The following is a 16,392-nucleotide window of genomic DNA, read 5'->3' as shown; positions in this document are numbered from 1 at the left end:
TCCATTATAGTATCGCGATCGCGCCTGCCAAGAATTCCATTCAGATCTTCGCTCCCTTCTTCGCCCGCTCGGGTTTTTTCGGCGCGGGGGATGGGGACTGCGCCGCGGCTGGCGCCCCGGCCCGGGCAGCGAGGAACTCGTTCAGGATGCGCGCCGTGTGGGAATCCGCCGCGGCGCAGACGTCCTCCACCGGCCCCTGCGCGACGATGCGCCCGCCGCCGTCGCCGCCTTCCGGGCCGAGGTCGATCAGCCAATCCGCCTCGGCCATCACGTCGAGGTCGTGTTCGATGGCGAGCACCGTGTGACCGGCATCCGCCAATCGGTGCAGCACGCGGATCAGCTTGTCGACGTCGGCCATGTGCAGACCGACCGTGGGCTCGTCGAGCACGTAGAGCGTGTGCTTTTCGGCGGGCAGCGGGCGGCCGCCGGTCTTGGCGCTCTCGCCGGCACGGCCGCGCACTTTGGCGAGCTCCGTGACGAGTTTGATCCGTTGGGCCTCGCCGCCCGACAGCGTCGGACTCGGCTGGCCGAGCGTCAGGTAGCCGAGTCCGACGTCCTGCAGCAGTGCCAGCGGGTGCGCGATCGTCGGGTGCGCGGCGAAGAAGTCGACCGCTTCGTCGACGGGCATCGCGAGCACCTCGGCGACCGTCTTGTCGCGCCAGCGCACGGAGAGCGTCTCCGGGTTGAAGCGCGCGCCGCCGCAGGCATCGCAGGGCAGCTTCACGTCGGGCAGGAAGCTCATCTCGACGGTGGTCTGGCCCTGGCCTTCGCACACCGGGCAGCGGCCGGCGCCCGTGTTGAAGGAGAAGCGCGAGGCGTTCCAGCCGCGCGTCTTGGCTTCGAAAGTCTCGGCGAAGAGCTTGCGGATGGCGTCCCAAAAGCCGACGTAGGTCGCGGGGCAGGAGCGCGGCGTCTTGCCGATCGGGGTCTGGTCGACTTCGAGCACGCGGCCGATGGCTTCCCAACCTTCGATGCGTTCGCAGCCGATCGGTTCGGCGGCACTCGTCTGCGCCTCGCCGCGGCGGCGAGCGCGTTGCGCGTCGGGATCGCCGAGCAGCGCGTGCAGGCTCGCGTGGATCACGTCGCGCGCCAGCGTGGATTTGCCCGAGCCGGACACGCCTGTGACGACGGTCAGGCGTCCGAGGGGCAGGCGCGCGTCGACGGACTGCAGGTTGTGCAGCGTCGCGTTCTTCACAACCAGGAAGGGGTGGTCGTTGCCGATCGGTAGCGGTGGACGCATCGGGTGCCGAAGCGGGGCGCGGAGGCAGGCGCCGGTCGCCGATGCGGGGGCCGCCATCAGGTCGGGCAAGGTGCCTTCGGCGACGACTTCGCCGCCGCGCACGCCCGCGCCGGGGCCAAGGTCGATGACGTGGTCGGCACGTCGGATCGTGTCCTCGTCGTGCTCGACGACGAGTAGCGTGTTACCACGGTCGCGCAGCGCTTCGAGCGTATCGAGCAACATGCGGTTGTCACGCGGGTGCAGGCCGATCGTCGGTTCGTCGAGGATGTAGCACACGCCGCGCAGGTTCGAGCCGAGCTGGGCGGCGAGGCGGATGCGCTGGGCTTCCCCGCCGGAGAGCGTCGGCGCGCCTCGGTCGAGCGCGAGGTAGGCGAGGCCGACCTGCTGCAGGAAGTCGAGCCGGCCGCGAATCTCGGTGACGAGGTCGCGCGCGATGTCGGTTTCGCGGCCTTCGAGCTTGAGGGTGTCGAAGAAGCCGGCGACTTTCGCGACCGGCTGCGACGACAGCTCGTGGATGCCGAGGTCCCGGAAACGCACCGCGCGCGCGACCGGGTTCAGGCGCGCGCCCTCGCAGGTCGGGCAGACTTCGTCGGTGACCTGTTCGGTTTCGGCGAGATCGAGCTCGTTCGCGTCCTCGACGCGGCCGATCGTGCGCTGGCCGGTGCCGTAACAGCTCGGGCACCAGCCGTGTTTGGCGTTGTACGAGAAGAGGCGCGGATCGGGTTCCGGGAAACTGTCGCCGCAGGACGGGCAGGCGCGCAGCGTCGAGAAGGTGTGTGGCGTCGCGCCGACCTTGCCGAGTTCGAGCACCTTGACGACGCCCTTGCCGTGTTCGAGCGCCTCATTGAGCTGGGTCCGCAGCACAGCCTCGTGCTCGGGACCGACGACGACCATGCCGACCGGCAGCTCGATCGTGTGCTCGACGTAACGGTCCAGCCGCGGCCATTTTGAAGTTGGCAGGTAGTTGCCGTCGACGCGCAGTTGGTCGAAGCCTTTGCCCTTGGCCCACTTCGCGAGCGCGGCGTACAGGCCCTTGCGGTTCGTGACCAAGGGGGCCAGCAGTTCGACTGACGCGCCGCGAAAATCGCGCAGGACCTGCGCCGCGATGGCATCGAAACTCTGCGGCGAGACCGGCACGTCGCATTGCGGGCAGTACTGCGTGCCGAGCTTGACGTACAGCAGGCGTAGGAAAGGTTGGATCTCGGTCAGTGTGCCGACGGTGCTCTTTCGGCCGCCGCGGCTCACGCGCTGCTCGATCGCGACCGTCGGCGGGATGCCGAAGAGGGCATCGACGTCGGGACGGGCCGCTGGCTGCACGAACTGGCGCGCGTAGGCGTTCAGTGATTCGAGGTAGCGGCGCTGGCCTTCGCCGAAGACGATATCGAAGGCGAGCGTCGATTTGCCCGAGCCGGAGAGGCCGGTGATGACGGTAAAGCGGTCGCGCGGGATCGTCAGGCTGACGTTCTTCAGGTTGTGCTCGCGCGCGTGGCGGATCTCGATCGCAGGAGCGGCGACCGGGCGGTAGCGGGCGACCGGTTCGGCGACCATTGCCGTCGGTTTGCCGAGCGATTCGGCATAGGCGCGCATCGCGACGCCGGTATGCGAGGCTTTGCAGCCCATTACGGTCTGCGGCGTGCCGGCGACGACCAGTTCACCGCCGTCCTCACCGCCTTCGGGGCCGAGGTCGATGAGCCAGTCCGCGGCGAGCAGCACGTCGAGATTGTGTTCGATGACGACGAGCGCGTGACCGGCGTCGAGCAGTTTTTCGAAGGCGCGCAGCAGGGTCGCGACGTCTTCGAAGTGGAGTCCCGTCGTCGGCTCGTCGAAAAGGAAGAGCAGGCGGCCTGCCTGCGTTTTCGACTTCGATTTCTTGCCGGAGAGCTTTGCCGCTTCGGCGAGGTGGCCGGCGAGTTTGAGGCGCTGGGCTTCGCCGCCGGACAGCGTCGGCACCGGCTGGCCGAGCTTGAGGTATTCGAGGCCGACGTCGGCCAGCGGCGCGAGCGCGGCCTGGACTGCGGCCTGGTCGGCGAAGAAGGCGAGCGCTTCCGAGACCGTCATGTCGAGCACGTCGGAGACCGACTTGTCGCGCCATATGAGTTCCAGCACTTCCGGCCGGTAGCGCTTGCCGTCGCAGTCCGGGCAGCGCAGGTAGACGTCGGACAGGAACTGCATCTCGACGTGCTCGAAGCCCGATCCGGTGCAGGTCGGGCAGCGGCCGGTGCCGGAGTTGAAGCTGAAGGTGCCGGGGGTGTAGCCGCGGGTCTTGGCTTCGGGGAGCGCCGCGAACAGCGCGCGGATCGCGTCCCAGGCGCCGACATAGCTGACCGGGTTGGAGCGCGCGCTCTTGCCGATCGCGGACTGGTCGACCATCACGACGCCGGAGATCTGGTCCAGGCCTTCGAGGCGGGCGAAGGCGCCGGGCGCTTCGGTCGCCTGGCCGAAATGTTTGGCGAGCGCGGGGTAGAGGACGTCCTGGATCAGCGTGGACTTGCCCGAACCGGAGACGCCGGAGACGCAGACGAGCTTGCCGAGCGGGATGTCGATGTCGATGTCACGCAGGTTGTGTTCGCGGGCGCCGACGAGGCGCAACACCGGGTCGTCCTTGCCGACCGGGCGCGGCTTGCGGCCGGCGTCGACGCGTTTCTTGCCGGCGAGGTAGGCGCCGGTCAGCGAAGTCGGGTCTGCGGCGAGTTGGGCGGGGGCGGCATAGGCGACGATCTGGCCGCCGCGTTCGCCGGGACCCGGGCCGATGTCGAGCAGGCGGTCCGCGGCGGACATCAGTTGCGGGTCGTGTTCGACGACAACGAGGGTGTTGCCGGCATCGCGCAGGCGGGTCATCACCGCGAGGATGCGGTCGATGTCGCGCGGGTGCAGGCCGATGGAGGGTTCGTCGAGGACGAAGAGGGTGTTGACGAGCGAGGTGCCGAGCGCGGTCGTGAGGTTGATGCGCTGGACTTCGCCACCGGAGAGGGTGCGGGACTGGCGGTCGAGCGTCAGATACGCGAGGCCGACATTCGCCAGGTAGTCGAGGCGGCTGCGGATTTCGCCGAGTAGCAGTTCGGTGGCTTCGTCGAGGCCTGAGGGGAGTTCGACGCGGGCGATGAAGTCGCGGATTCGGCTCACCGGTTGGGCCATCAGTTCGTGGATGGCGAGGCCCGGTTTTTGCGCGTGTTGTTCGGGGCTGCGATGCGCCGCCGCCGCGGGGGCTTCCGGTGCTCGTTGAACGCGTGGCGGACGCCTCGCCCCGAAAGCCCCCACGTCGGTGGCTCCCTGCGGGGTATTCTCGTTGGCTGTCGCCGTCTCGGTCGTTGTTTTTTCGCCTAGGCGCCAGAGGAGGGCTTCGGGTTTTAGTCTCGCGCCTTTGCAGGCGGGGCATTCCGTGTAGCTGCGGTAGCGGGACAGCAGTACGCGGATGTGCATCTTGTAGGCTTTGCTTTCAAGCCAGTCGAAGAAGTGGCGCACACCGTACCATTTGCGCGGCCAACTGGATTCCCAGCTCTTCCACTCGGGGTCGCCTTCGAGCACCCATTGCTGATGTTCGGGCGGCAGGTCGCGGAAGGGGACGTCCATTGCGACGCCGTATTTCTTCGCCATCTTCGCGAGGTCTTCCTGGCATTCGCGGTAGCTCGCGGTCTGCCAGGGTTTCACCGCGCCTTCGGCGAGGGTCTTGGATTCGTCCGGGATCACCAGCGAAAAATCGACGCCGATCACGCGGCCGAAGCCGCGGCAGGTGTCGCAGGCGCCGATCGGGGAGTTGAAGGAGAAAAGGCCCGGCGTCGGATCGGAATAATGGATGTCACAGTCGGCGCAGTGCAGGTCGCGTGAGAAGCGCCAGACGGTTTCATCGCCCTCCCCTTGCGCGCGCACCGCGAGCCGGCCGTGGCCGTGGGTCATCGCGGTTTCGACGGCTTCGATGACGCGGCTGCGTTCGGCGTTGGAGAAGCGGAAGCGGTCCTGCACGACGTGCAGCAGGTCGCCCGCAGCCGTCGATTCGCGCGCGTGGATGCGCGTGTAACCCTGCTGGTTCAGCAGTTGGGTGACTTCGTCTTCGGTAAAATTCGTCGGCACCGACACGGCAAAAGTCAGGACGAGGCGCGGGTCGTCGGCCGCGCAGCGTTCGGCGAGCGCGGCGTGCACGCTGTCCGGATCGTCGCGGCGCACTTCCTTGCCGCAGCCGCGGCAGTAAAGCTTTGAGGCGCGGGCGTAGAGCAGCTTGAAGTGGTCGGTCAGCTCGGTCATCGTGCCGACCGTCGAGCGCGAGGTGCGGACCGGGTTGGTCTGGTCGATCGCGATCGCCGGCGGCACGCCTTCGATGCGGTCGACCTGCGGCTTGTCCATGCGGTCGAGGAATTGCCGCGCGTAGGGCGAGAAGGTCTCGACGTAGCGGCGCTGGCCTTCGGCGTAGAGCGTGTCGAAGACCAGCGAGGATTTGCCGGAGCCCGAGACGCCGGTGACGACCGTCAGCTCGTTCAGCGCGATGTCGAGCGAGAGGTTCTTGAGGTTGTTCTGGCGCGCGCCGAAGATGCGGATGCGGTCGGACATCGTTTACTTGGTTTCCTTGTCGATCGCCTCTTTACTCTTCTCGGCGGCTTCCCTGAGTTTTTCTCCGGTGCCGCGGGCAGCCTCGAGCGCCCTCTGCGCCGCCAGCCCGGTCGCTTCCTTCGCCTCGGCGGCCTTCTCCTTGACTGTCTGGCTCGCTTCGGCGGCGACTTCCTTGCCCTTCTCCATGCCTTCCTTGGCTGATTCCTTCACCGACTCGGCGGCGGCGGAGGCGGCTTCGCCCGCCTTTTGCGCGGCCTCACCGGCCTTCTGCGCCGACTCCTTCGCGGCTTCCACCGCCTGGCTGCCGGCTGCGCTGGCCTTGTCGGCCGGCTTGTCTTTGCCGCATGCGGCCAGTCCGACGGACAGGCTCGCGATCAGTACGAGAAGCAGGGTCTTCTTCATGTTGGGCTCCTTGCTGACGAGGTGCTCTCAAGATATCGCCAGAAACGGAAAGTTCAAGGCAAACCGGGGCCTGAAATGACGAAGGGCCCGCATGGCGGGCCCTTCCGGAGCGACGCGGAACGCGCGGATTACTTAACGCGGTTCTTGTACTCGTCGGTGCGGGTGTCGATTTCGATCTTGTCACCGATTTCGACGAAGGCCGGCACCGGCAGTTCGAAGCCGGTCGCGAGCTTGGCGGGCTTCATGACCTTGCCCGAGGTGTCGCCCTTGACGGCGGGTTCGGTGTAGACGACTTCGCGGACGACCGAGTTCGGCAGATCGACCGAGATCGCCTTGCCGTTGTAGAACACGACTTCGCAGGCGAGGCCATCTTCGAGGTACTTCAGCGCGTCGGTCATGTTCTCGGCTTCGACTTCGTACTGCTCGTAGTCGGCGTCCATGAACACGTACATCGGATCGGCGAAGTACGAGTAGGTCACTTCCTTCTTGTCGAGCTGGACGACTTCGAACTTGTCGTCGGCCTTATACACCGATTCCGACGGCGCGCCGGTGAGCAGGTTCTTGAGCTTCATCTTCACGACGGCAGCGTTACGGCCGGACTTGTTGTATTCGGCCTTCTGGACGACCAGCGCGTCGGCGCCAACCATGATGACGTTGCCGGAGCGGAGTTCCTGTGCGGTTTTCATGCTGTTTCCTGATGTAGATCGGGCGCGGCAATGGGGCCGCACAATATTAAAAACCCGTTATTTTACCGCTAGTTCTGAAAATTGCACCAGTGCCGACGCGAGGTCGGGCCGCGCGGCGAGGGCCTCGGACCAGCGCTGCGTATGGACTGCCAGCTGCGGCAGGGCCTCGGCAAAGGCGGGCCATGAGGCGGCGAGATCGCCTTCGCCGTTCCACGCCTGCCAGAACGCACGCGCGGCCGCGGCCGACGCCGCGTCGAGGCCGACGAGGAAGCGCGCGAGAAAGGCCTCGAGCTTGTCGTGATGGACCGCGTCGTCCTGCTCGTAGATGTGCCACACGAAAGGGCTCGCCGCCCACTGTGCGCGCACGAAGGAATCCTCGCCACGGACGAAGTTGAGATCGCAGGCCCACAGCAGACGATCGTAGTCGGAGGGATCGAGGAAGGGCAGCAGCACGACGCTGAGCGCGCCGTCGACGAGGACTTCGCCGACCTTCGCCTCCGGCCGTCCGAAATGCCGCAGCACGTCGCCGACGACACGGCCCTCGGGCAGCAGCACGACGGTCGGCTGCGCGTCTGCGGCCCACAGGTGCAGGAGATCCGCGATCCACGGCTGCTCGTACGCGAAGAGGGACACCCAGCGCGCCCCTTCGACCGGCTGCGGGACGCCGAGCCGGCGCAGGAAGTCGGAGCGCCCGCGGAGATCGGCGCGAAACGCGTCGCGCGCCGCGAGCAGGCCCGCCTCGCGCAGCAGCCCGCCCGTCCGTGCCGTGAAGCCGGGAAAGAAGAAGTGCTTGCGCAGCGGCAGGCGGGGGTGCGGCGAGGCGAGGCCGTGGCAGCTTTCGACCCAATCCTCGGCGGACAGGTACTCCAGGTTGATCCACACCGGCTGCGGATCACGCCCGCTCATCGCCGTGAGATAGCCCTCGGGGAGCTCGCACGCGAAGGCTTCGACGACGTGAGCGGCGGGCCTCACATCGGGAAAGGGATCGGTCCAGCGCTGCACTTCGACCCCGTCGACCAGCAAGCGATCCTCTGCCGCCCCCGCCGCCGGACACAGCCGCGAAAAGCTGGCCCAATCGTCCACCCACAGGCGTACTGCACAGCCGTGACCGCTCGCCAAGCCCTTGGCGAGCCGCCAGGTCACGCCGATATCCCCGAAATTATCCACAACGCGGCAAAACAAGTCCCAATCGGGCTCGAATGCATTCGGCGTGCCTGTCATAAGCGTGGAGAATTCCTGTAGAAGGGGCTGAATCCTTTGTGGGAAAAGGCTTCCGCAAAGAAGAAGAAAAAAACGGGACACAAATCATGCACAGCTGAATCCGGTATTTATCTACCGGTTTTCCCTAAGCCGAACCACTTGCCGCGACTGGAGATTTTCCAGTTATCCACAGAAAACGGGCGACTATATATATCTTTATCTTTTAAGTTAACTCAATAAACAAAAGAACAAACCCCAACGGCCCCAAGCCTCGGCGGAATGCCGAACCCAAAGGCCGGTAGCGACCGCTGTGCCGAAAACGGGAAACCCGGTGGCCGACCGATCCCGGGTCGTGCAGCAAAGCGAAACGAAGGCCATAACGTGGACAAGTGCGGGACAAACGGGGGCAGCAATTGTGGGAAAGACCCGAAAACCGGATGAGGCCAGGAACGCTGCACAATTTCCACACAGGTGAACGGGGGGCTTGTCTACCTGCTTTTCCCGCGCTGGAAGGCTTGTCGTCTAAGGGAATGACCGGCTTTTCCACAGAAAACGTTGCCCTATCATTATCTTTATCTTTTAAATTTATAAAAAACTATAGAAACCAAACCCGGGGCAGCTAGCAGGGGCGGGCAGCAGGAAGACCGAGGGAAGGAAACCGAAGGGGCAGCCCCGTTGCAGGGCTGCCGGCAGGAAGGGAAGGAGCGGGGGAGGGAAAGCGCTCAGTGCGCTTCAGGTTCGGCAAGCAGGGCGAGCGCGGCTTCGTCGAGCCAGCGCCACTCTCCCACTGCCAGATCGTCCGGCAGCGAAAGTCCCCCGATGCGGCTGCGGTGCAGGCCTTCGACACGATTGCCGGCCGCGGCGACCATCCGCTTCACCTGGTGGTACTTGCCTTCGGTCACGGTCAGCCTTAGACTCCGCTCCCCCGTTTGCAGACATGCAGCGGCGACGATCGGCGCCGGTTCGTCGTGGAGCTCAACGCCCGCGAGCAGTTGTGCGACGAGCGCATCGTCGACGGGGTGCTTGGTCGCCACCTCGTAGACCTTGGGAATGCGCTTCTTGCCGGAACTCCAGACGTGGATGAACTGGCCGTCGTCGGACAGCAGCAGCAGGCCGGTGGTGTCCTGGTCGAGGCGGCCGACGCACTGCACGTCGCGGTTGGCGAGCGGTTCGGGCAGTAGCGCAAAGACCGGGTGGTGGAACTGCGGCTGGCGCGAGCATTCGTAGCCGGCAGGCTTGTGCAGCATCAGGTAGGCTTTTTCGCGGTAGGTCCAGGCTTCGCCGTCGACCGCGAAGTGCAGTCCGGCAGGCGCGACGTCTTCGAAAGGGTTGTCGACAGTCCGGCCTTCGATGCTGACGAGGCCGGCGCGGATCAGGGCGCGGCATTGCTTGCGGCTGCCGAAGCCCTGGGATTGGAGGATTCGTTCGATCTGCATGAGCGGATGCTAGCAGGCCCTTGCGCGCTACACTAAAGACATGCCGGTGATGGAGCCTGGTCGTGAATTTTGAACATCTGGTCGTGGTCAATGACCCGGCCAATCCGCTCGCCAGTCCGCTGACGCGCGAAGAGGTGTGGTTCGGCTTGTTGTGCCGGGTGCTCGATTCGCGCCCCTTTCTGCCCGGACTGGAGGCTTGCCGCATCCTCGAACGGACCGACACCGAATTCCGACGCGAGCTCGATTTCGGCAACATCGTGATCCGCGATCACGTGACCGTGCAGCCGATGGACTGGGTGCGCTTCGAATCCGAACGCACCGAGACGCACGCCGGCGGCACGCTGACGATCGGCATCGAGGAGCCCGCGCCGGGGACCATGGCGCTGCGCTTCCATTACCGCACGACGCTCAGCGAGCAAGCATCCGGAGACGATGTCGCGTACGCGGAATTCGTGAAGTCGGCCTATCATGAGTCCGACCTCGACACGCTGCGTGTGATCCGCATGATCGCCGAGTCGAGCCGTCTGCATTAGATTTCCGCCTTGCTCCGAATCCGCGTGGCCACGCCCGCGGCGGGCCGGCTTTTACTGAATTTCCGGAAGAAATCCCCATGTGGTTCAAGAACCTGCAGATCTATCGTGTTCCCGTCGGCTGGGATCTCAGCGCCGAGGCGCTCGAGGAGCAGCTCGCGAAGAAGCGTTTCCAGCCCTGCGGCAGCCAGGACCAGGAAACCCGCGGCTGGCTGTCGCCGACCAATGACGAATTCCTCGTGCATCGCGTCGGCGGGCAGTGGCTGATCGCGCTCGGCATCGAGCAGCGCCTGCTGCCCTCGTCGGTGGTCAAGCAGGAAGCCGAGGAGCGTGCGGAGGTGCTGTCGCTGCAGCAGGGCTACAAGCCCGGCCGCAAGCAGATGAAGGAACTGCGCGAGCAGGTGATGCAGGAATTGTTGCCCCGCGCGTTTACAAGGCGCAGGAAGGCCTTTGCATGGATTGACCCGGTCGGGGGGTGGCTGGGTATCGATGCGCCCAGCCAGGCCCGTGCAGAAGACGTCCTGGAGGTATTGCGTCAGTCCCTCGACACCCTGCCGCTCGCGCTGGTGCGCACGGAACTGTCGCCGACCAGCGCGATGGCCGACTGGCTCGCCGGCGGCGAGGCCCCGGGTGGCTTCACGATCGACCAGGATTGCGAGCTGCGTTCGGTGACCGAGGACAAGGCTGCAGTGCGCTATGTGCGCCACTCGCTCGAAGGCGACGAAGTGCGCGGCCATCTGACCGCGGGCAAGCTGCCGACGCGTCTCGCGCTGACCTTCGACGACCGCGTGAGCTTCGTACTGACCGAGAAGCTCGAGATCAAGCGCATCGACTTCCTCGACGTGGTCAAGGAGAACCTCGACCAGCAGGGGACCGACGATGCGCGCGCGCTCTTCGACGCCGGTTTCGCGCTGATGACGGGCGAGCTGCAGCGCCTGCTGCCGGCGGTGGTCGAAGCGCTCGGCGGCGAGCTGAAGGGCGGCGAGGGGACGTCGATGACGGCACCGGTTGCCGCGCCCACGCCTGCCGCCAAGGAAGCGCCGGTCGCCGCTACGGCAGCCGCGGGCGACCCGCCCTGGTAAGACGGCGTTCCGCGCCTAGCGCGCGAGCAGCTTCTCGAACTCCTCGGCCGGCAAGGGCCGGCTGAAGAGGTAGCCCTGGTAGCTGTCGCAGCCCTGCTCGCGCAGGAAGGCGAGCTGTTCGGCGGTCTCGACGCCTTCGGCGAGGACGCGCAGCTTGAGCTTGCGCGCGAGCGCGATGATGCCGGCGGCGATTTCCATGTCCTTGAGGTCCTGCGGGATGCCGCGTACGAAGCTCTGGTCGATCTTGAGCACCTCGATCGGCAGGTTTTTCAGGTAGGACAGCGACGAATAGCCAGTACCGAAGTCGTCGATCGCGAGCTTCAGGCCGAGGCTGCGCAGCTGGCCGAGGCGTTCGACGGCCTCGGGCTCGTGGCCCATGATCATGCTCTCGGTCAGTTCGAGTTCGAGCGAACCGGGCGGCAGGCCGGTGCGGGCGAGGATGTCGGCGATGCGTTCGGGCAGGTTGGTTTGCCAGAGCTGGCGCGCCGAGAGATTGACCGCGAGGTTCAGCGCCGGCAAGCCCGCGTCCAGCCATCGGCGGGCCTGGGCGCAGGCGGTTTCGAAGGCCCATTCACCGATCGGCACGATCAGGCCGGTTTCCTCCGCGAAGGGGATGAAGTTGCCGGGCGGGATCAGGCCTTCTTGGGGGTCCTGCCAGCGCAGCAGCGCTTCGCAGCCGGTCAGGCGGCCGCTCGCGATATCGATCTGCGGCTGGTAGTGCACGACGAAGGCCCGCTGCTCGAGGGCGCGGCGCAGGCGCCGTTCGAGGTCGAGGTGGTGTTGCGCCTCGAGCGTCATTGCGTCGGTGAAGAAGCGGTAGGTGCTGCGGCCCTGCGCCTTGGCCTGGTTGAGCGCGGTGTCGGCGTGCTGGATCAGCGCGGCGGCGGTGCGCGCGTCCTGCGGATAGAGGCTCACGCCGACGCTCGCGCCGACGTAGATGAGCTGCCCGTCGGCGAGCTGGAAGGGCTGCTGCATGCGGTCGATGAGGCCTTGCGCGAGGCTCGCCGCTTCGTCGGGCTTGCTGGTGTTCTCGATGATCACGAGGAACTCGTCGCCGCCCCAGCGTGCGAGCGTGTCGTCGTTGCGCAGGCCCTCGCGCAGACGGTTGGCGATCGCCTTGAGCGCTTCGTCGCCGATCGTGTGGCCGAGGCTGTCGTTGACGGTCTTGAAGCGGTCGAGGTCGATGAAGAGGACGGCGATGCCGCTGCCGAGGCGCGCGGCCTGCTCGATCGCGTGCTCCAGCCGCGACTGGACGAGCAGCCGGTTCGGCAGGTCGGTGAGCGGGTCGAAATGCGCGAGGCGTTCGAGTTCGGCTTCCGAACGCCTGAGCTTGCTGACGTCCGTCATCACGCCGACGTAATGCGTCGGCGCGCCTTCGTCATCATGCACGGTGCTGACGGTGAGCCACTGCGGATATAGCTCGCCGTTGCGGCGCCGGTTCCAGACTTCGCCCTGCCAGTAGCCGCTGCGGGCAATCTGTGCCCACATGCGGCGGTAGAAGACGGCGTTCTGCAAGCCGGCCTTGAAGAGATGCGGCACCTTGCCGAGCGCCTCTTCGGGCGCGTAGCCCGTCATTTCGCACCAGGCGCGATTGACGCTGACGATGCGCCGGTCGAGGTCGGTGATCATCACGCCGTCGCGTGTCGTCTCGAACACCGCCGCGGCCTGGCGCAGCGCGTCGGTCGCGCGCACCTTCTGCACGGCGAGCGCCGTCAGCGCGCAGAATTCCTCGATCAGCGCGATCAGTGCCGGATCGGGTTCGCGCGGGGCGTCGAAATAGGCGGCGAAAGTGCCCAGCACCTTGCCGTCGGGGTCCGAAAACGGAAAGGACCAGCAGGCCCGGAATCCGCTGCGGGCGGCGATCTCGCGGTGGCGGGCCCATAAGGGATCGCTCGCGATGTCGGCTACGAAAACCGCTTCCCGACGGTAGACGGAAGTTCCGCAGGAGCCCTGCCCTTCGCCGGGCTCGAGTCCTTCGACCGCGGTGCAATATTCGGCCGGCAGGTGGGGCGCTGCGCCGTGGACCAGGCGCTCGGTGTTCGGATCGAGCAGCAGGATCGACGCGCGCATCGCCGGTTCGAGACGTTCGAGTCGCCGGACGACGTCGTCGAGGATGTCGGACAGCGGATCGCCGGCGACGAGCCGGTTGAGCACCGCGCTACGCGTGCTCTGCAAGAGTTCCTCGCGCTTGTCGCGCGTGATGTCGGTCCAGATGCCGATGACTTCCGGTACCTCGCCGGCGCCCTTGCGTACCAAACGGACCTGATCGCGGATCCAGAAGCTGCGACCGTTGTCGGCGATGAAGCGGTATTCGTGGTCGAGATGGCCGTCGCGCAGCAGCCGTGGTTGCACCGCGAGTGCGGCCGCGCGGTCGGCGGGATGGAGATGGTCCAGCCACCATCCGGGGATCATCGCCTCGGCCGGCGTCGCGCCGAGGATGCGTTCGACGTTGTCGCTGACCCAGGTCGGGATGAAACTGCCGTCGCACATCCGCAGCGTGTAGAGAATCACCGGGCTCGCGGCGAGCAGATGCGAGAGATGGGCGCTGGTGTCGCGCAACAGCGCCCGCTCGTGCTGCAGCTCGGCCTGTTCGCGGACTTTTTCGAGGGTCGCGGGCAGGGCCTGGAGGTAGCCTTCCTCCTTCGCGATGTAGTCGGTGATGCCCGCATCGAGGGCGCGCGCGATCACCGATTCGCTGCCCTGGGCGGTGACGAGCACGATCGGCAGCGTGAGCCCGCGCTCCTCGCGCAGCCTACGCGCGAGTTCGACGCTGTCGCTGCCATCGACGCGGTAGTCGAGCAGGAGGACGTCGAAGGGCGAGGGCTCGTTGGCGTCGGCGGGCAGATGGGCGAGAACCTCGGCGGCGTCGCGCACGATCGTGAGGCGCAGGTGCGGATGGTGCTGGGCGAGATGGCGCCGGGTCATTTCGGCGTCGCGTTCGTTGCGCTCCGCGTACAGCACCGTGAGCGGGCGCAGCGGCCGCGGCGGCGTGTGGTGGAAGCGGGCGAGCGCGGCGCGCAGGGTCTCGGGCAACTCCGCGAGGTAGTTGCCGTGCTTGACGAGGTAGCCGTCGGCGCCGGCCTTGAGTGCCGCGATCGCCGTGTTCCGGTCGCCGGAGCCGGTCAGCAGCACGACCGCGCAGGGCAGTTGCCGCTGGCGGATTTCGGCGAGGAGTTCCAGTCCGGAGCCGTCGGGCAGTTTCAGGTCGGTGAGGACGACGTCGAGGCCCTGCCCCTGCGCCAGGCGCGCGCGGGCTTCCAGCAGCGTGTGCGCGATCTCGAGCGCGATGTCGGGCGCGACGCGCGACAGCATGCGGCGCGTGAGGTCGGCGTCGGTTTGGGAGTCCTCGACGTAGAGGACCCGCAGGCTGCTCAGCTCGGACGTTCGTTCAGCAAGCACCAGTACTGCTCGACAGTCTTGGCGACTTCGATGAAGCGCTCGAAGTTCACCGGTTTGATGATGTAGGAGTTGGCGCCCAGTTCGTAGGCGTGCTCGATGTCGCCGTCCTCGCGCGAGGTCGTCATCATCACGACCGGGATGTAGGCGAAGCGCGGGTGGGCCTTCAACTGGCGCAGCACTTCCAGCCCGTTGATGCGCGGCAGCTTGATGTCGAGCAGGATCATCGCCGGAAGGGGGTGACCTTCGTTCCAGCGTGAAAAGTAGGCGAGCGCTTCCTCGCCGTCGCGGGCGACTTCGATGATGTAGGCGGGATCGTTGCGCGAGAATGCGCGCAAGGCGAGATCCAGGTCGACGGGATTATCCTCGACCAGCAGGATATGGTAGCCGGGTGGATCGCTTGTCATTGGCGGACCCCATGTCGACGACCCCGCCCGCCGGAAGCGGAAAATGCCGAGGCGGACGGTTGGTGGATGCGAACATGATACTTCATGTTCTCTCCGCCGCCATCGACGGCGTTCCGCAGCCCGCGCTCAGATTACGTTTTCATCCCTCAGGCGGGCGATTTCCCCCGACGCGAGGCCGAGCAGCGACGCGAGCACGCTGTCCGTGTGTTCGCCCAGCAGCGGTGGCGGATTGCGGTACTGCACCGGCGTCGACGAGAAGCGCATCGGGTTCGCGACCTGCGGCACGCGGCCGGCGAGCGGGTGCGGCATGTCGACGCGCAGTCCGCGTGCCTCGACCTGCGGGTCGGCGAACACGTCGGCGAGCGTGTTGATCGGGCCGCAGGGCACGGCGACCGATTCGAGCGCGCGGATCCACTCGGCGGTGGGACGCTGGATCGTCAGCTTGTTGAGCAGCGGGACCAGCGTCGCGCGGTTCTCGACGCGGGCGCGGTTGGTGGAGAAGCGCGGGTCGCTCGCGAGCGTGGGCTCACCCGCGACTTCGCAGAAGCGCGCGAACTGCCCGTCATTGCCGATCGCGAGGATCATGTAGCCGTCGTCGGTCGGAAAGTCCTGGTAAGGGACGATGTTCGGGTGGGCATTGCCGAGGCGGCCGGGCGATTTGCCGGTCGTCAGGTAGTTCATCGCCTGGTTCGCGAGGCAGGCGACCTGCACGTCGAGCAGCGCCAGGTCGATGTGCTGGCCGTAGCCGCTCCTCTCACGCCACGCGAGCGCGGCCTGGATCGCGTTCGCGGCGTAGAGGCCGGTCAGGATGTCGGTCAGCGCGACGCCGACCTTGATCGGGCCGGCGCCCGCTTCGCCGTCGGGGCGCCCGGTGAGGCTCATCAGCCCGCCCAGGCCCTGGATCAGGAAGTCGTAACCGGCGCGCGGCGCATAGGGCCCGTCCTGGCCGAAGCCGGTGATCGAGCAATACACGAGGCGCGGGTTGATCTCTTTCAGTGAGGCGTAGTCGAGGCCGTACTTCTTCAGGCCGCCGACCTTGAAGTTCTCGACCACGACGTCGCATTCGGCGGCGAGCGCGCGCAGGATGCGCTGGCCTTCGGGCTGCGTCATGTCGACCGTGATCGAACGCTTGTTGCGGTTCGCGCACAGGTAGTAGGCCGCGACCGGGGTGTCCTCGCCGGCCTCATCCTTCAGGAAGGGAGGGCCCCAGTGGCGGGTGTCGTCGCCCTCCCCCGGCCGCTCGACCTTGATCACGTCGGCCCCGAGGTCGGCGAGGATCTGCGTCGACCAGGGACCGGCGAGGATGCGCGAAAGATCGAGGACGCGGATGTGGGAGAGAGCGCCTGGCATGGTGAGCCTCAGTTCGAGAAGGCGGCGATGCCGGTGATCGCGCGGCCGAGGATCAGCGCGTGGATGTCGTGCGTGCCCTCGTAGGTGTTCACCACTTCGAGGTTCACGAGGTGGCGCGCGA

Annotated in this window: 10 protein-coding genes; 2 read left to right on the top strand and 8 right to left on the bottom strand. The window is 66.6% G+C overall.

The features are described from left to right. Positions 1 to 40: 40 nt before the first annotated feature. The 5 genes from VJ673_RS08730 to VJ673_RS08710 form a co-directional block, all read right to left on the bottom strand. Positions 41 to 5,782: an excinuclease ABC subunit UvrA gene (locus tag VJ673_RS08730; protein ID WP_324125688.1), complete on the bottom strand. Its 5,742-nt coding sequence runs from the start codon at positions 5,780 to 5,782 to the stop codon at positions 41 to 43. 3 nt (positions 5,783 to 5,785) lie between these two features. Further along, positions 5,786 to 6,184 carry a hypothetical protein gene (locus VJ673_RS08725; RefSeq protein ID WP_324125687.1) on the bottom strand — a complete coding sequence of 133 codons (399 nt, stop codon included), beginning with the start codon at positions 6,182 to 6,184 and terminating at the stop codon, positions 5,786 to 5,788. A 128-nt stretch (positions 6,185 to 6,312) separates the two neighbouring features. Beyond that, positions 6,313 to 6,870, bottom strand: coding sequence for an elongation factor P (gene efp, locus VJ673_RS08720; protein WP_324125686.1), 558 nt, complete (start codon positions 6,868 to 6,870; stop codon positions 6,313 to 6,315). Positions 6,871 to 6,927: 57 nt separating this feature from the next. Further along, entirely contained in the window at positions 6,928 to 8,091 is a 1,164-nt protein-coding gene (earP, locus tag VJ673_RS08715) for an elongation factor P maturation arginine rhamnosyltransferase EarP (RefSeq protein WP_324125685.1), read from the bottom strand. 701 nt (positions 8,092 to 8,792) lie between these two features. After that, positions 8,793 to 9,506, bottom strand: coding sequence for a pseudouridine synthase (locus VJ673_RS08710; RefSeq protein WP_324125684.1), 714 nt, complete (start codon positions 9,504 to 9,506; stop codon positions 8,793 to 8,795). Between the two features lie 62 nt (positions 9,507 to 9,568). On the opposite strand from VJ673_RS08710, the gene VJ673_RS08705 reads away from it, so the two are divergent. Together VJ673_RS08705 and VJ673_RS08700 are read left to right on the top strand one after the other, a co-directional pair. Continuing rightward, positions 9,569 to 10,039 carry an SRPBCC family protein gene (locus VJ673_RS08705; RefSeq protein WP_324125683.1) on the top strand — a complete coding sequence of 157 codons (471 nt, stop codon included), beginning with the start codon at positions 9,569 to 9,571 and terminating at the stop codon, positions 10,037 to 10,039. A gap of 77 nt (positions 10,040 to 10,116) precedes the next feature. After that, on the top strand, positions 10,117 to 11,118 hold the full coding sequence (locus VJ673_RS08700; RefSeq protein ID WP_324125682.1) for a recombination-associated protein RdgC: 1,002 nt from the start codon (positions 10,117 to 10,119) through the stop codon (positions 11,116 to 11,118). Between the two features lie 15 nt (positions 11,119 to 11,133). Here the strand turns inward: VJ673_RS08700 and VJ673_RS08695 are convergent, their stop codons facing one another. From VJ673_RS08695 to VJ673_RS08685, 3 genes are all read right to left on the bottom strand, one after another. After that, positions 11,134 to 14,517 carry an EAL domain-containing protein gene (locus tag VJ673_RS08695; RefSeq protein ID WP_324125681.1) on the bottom strand — a complete coding sequence of 1,128 codons (3,384 nt, stop codon included), beginning with the start codon at positions 14,515 to 14,517 and terminating at the stop codon, positions 11,134 to 11,136. Beyond that, complete coding sequence (locus tag VJ673_RS08690; RefSeq protein ID WP_324125680.1) at positions 14,490 to 14,921, bottom strand: response regulator; 432 nt, start codon at positions 14,919 to 14,921, stop codon at positions 14,490 to 14,492. Before VJ673_RS08690 ends, VJ673_RS08695 begins: the two co-directional genes overlap by 28 nt. A gap of 126 nt (positions 14,922 to 15,047) precedes the next feature. Next, positions 15,048 to 16,271 carry a CaiB/BaiF CoA transferase family protein gene (locus VJ673_RS08685; RefSeq protein ID WP_324125679.1) on the bottom strand — a complete coding sequence of 408 codons (1,224 nt, stop codon included), beginning with the start codon at positions 16,269 to 16,271 and terminating at the stop codon, positions 15,048 to 15,050. Positions 16,272 to 16,392: the final 121 nt, after the last annotated feature.

Source organism: Aromatoleum sp. (assembly GCF_035254505.1).
GTDB lineage: Bacteria > Pseudomonadota > Gammaproteobacteria > Burkholderiales > Rhodocyclaceae > Aromatoleum.
Note: the sequence above shows the minus strand (reverse complement) of the source record. Positions and strands in the feature narration are given on the sequence as shown.

What these genes read in the sequence shown, in the direction of transcription:
- VJ673_RS08730 (WP_324125688.1), bottom strand. Translation starts at nt 5,782, where the DNA reads ATGTCCGACCGCATCCGCATCTTCGGCGCGCGCCAGAACAACCTCAAG.
- VJ673_RS08725 (WP_324125687.1), bottom strand. Translation starts at nt 6,184, where the DNA reads ATGAAGAAGACCCTGCTTCTCGTACTGATCGCGAGCCTGTCCGTCGGA.
- efp (WP_324125686.1), bottom strand. Translation starts at nt 6,870, where the DNA reads ATGAAAACCGCACAGGAACTCCGCTCCGGCAACGTCATCATGGTTGGC.
- earP (WP_324125685.1), bottom strand. Translation starts at nt 8,091, where the DNA reads ATGACAGGCACGCCGAATGCATTCGAGCCCGATTGGGACTTGTTTTGC.
- VJ673_RS08710 (WP_324125684.1), bottom strand. Translation starts at nt 9,506, where the DNA reads ATGCAGATCGAACGAATCCTCCAATCCCAGGGCTTCGGCAGCCGCAAG.
- VJ673_RS08700 (WP_324125682.1), top strand. Translation starts at nt 10,117, where the DNA reads ATGTGGTTCAAGAACCTGCAGATCTATCGTGTTCCCGTCGGCTGGGAT.
- VJ673_RS08690 (WP_324125680.1), bottom strand. Translation starts at nt 14,921, where the DNA reads ATGACAAGCGATCCACCCGGCTACCATATCCTGCTGGTCGAGGATAAT.
- VJ673_RS08685 (WP_324125679.1), bottom strand. Translation starts at nt 16,271, where the DNA reads ATGCCAGGCGCTCTCTCCCACATCCGCGTCCTCGATCTTTCGCGCATC.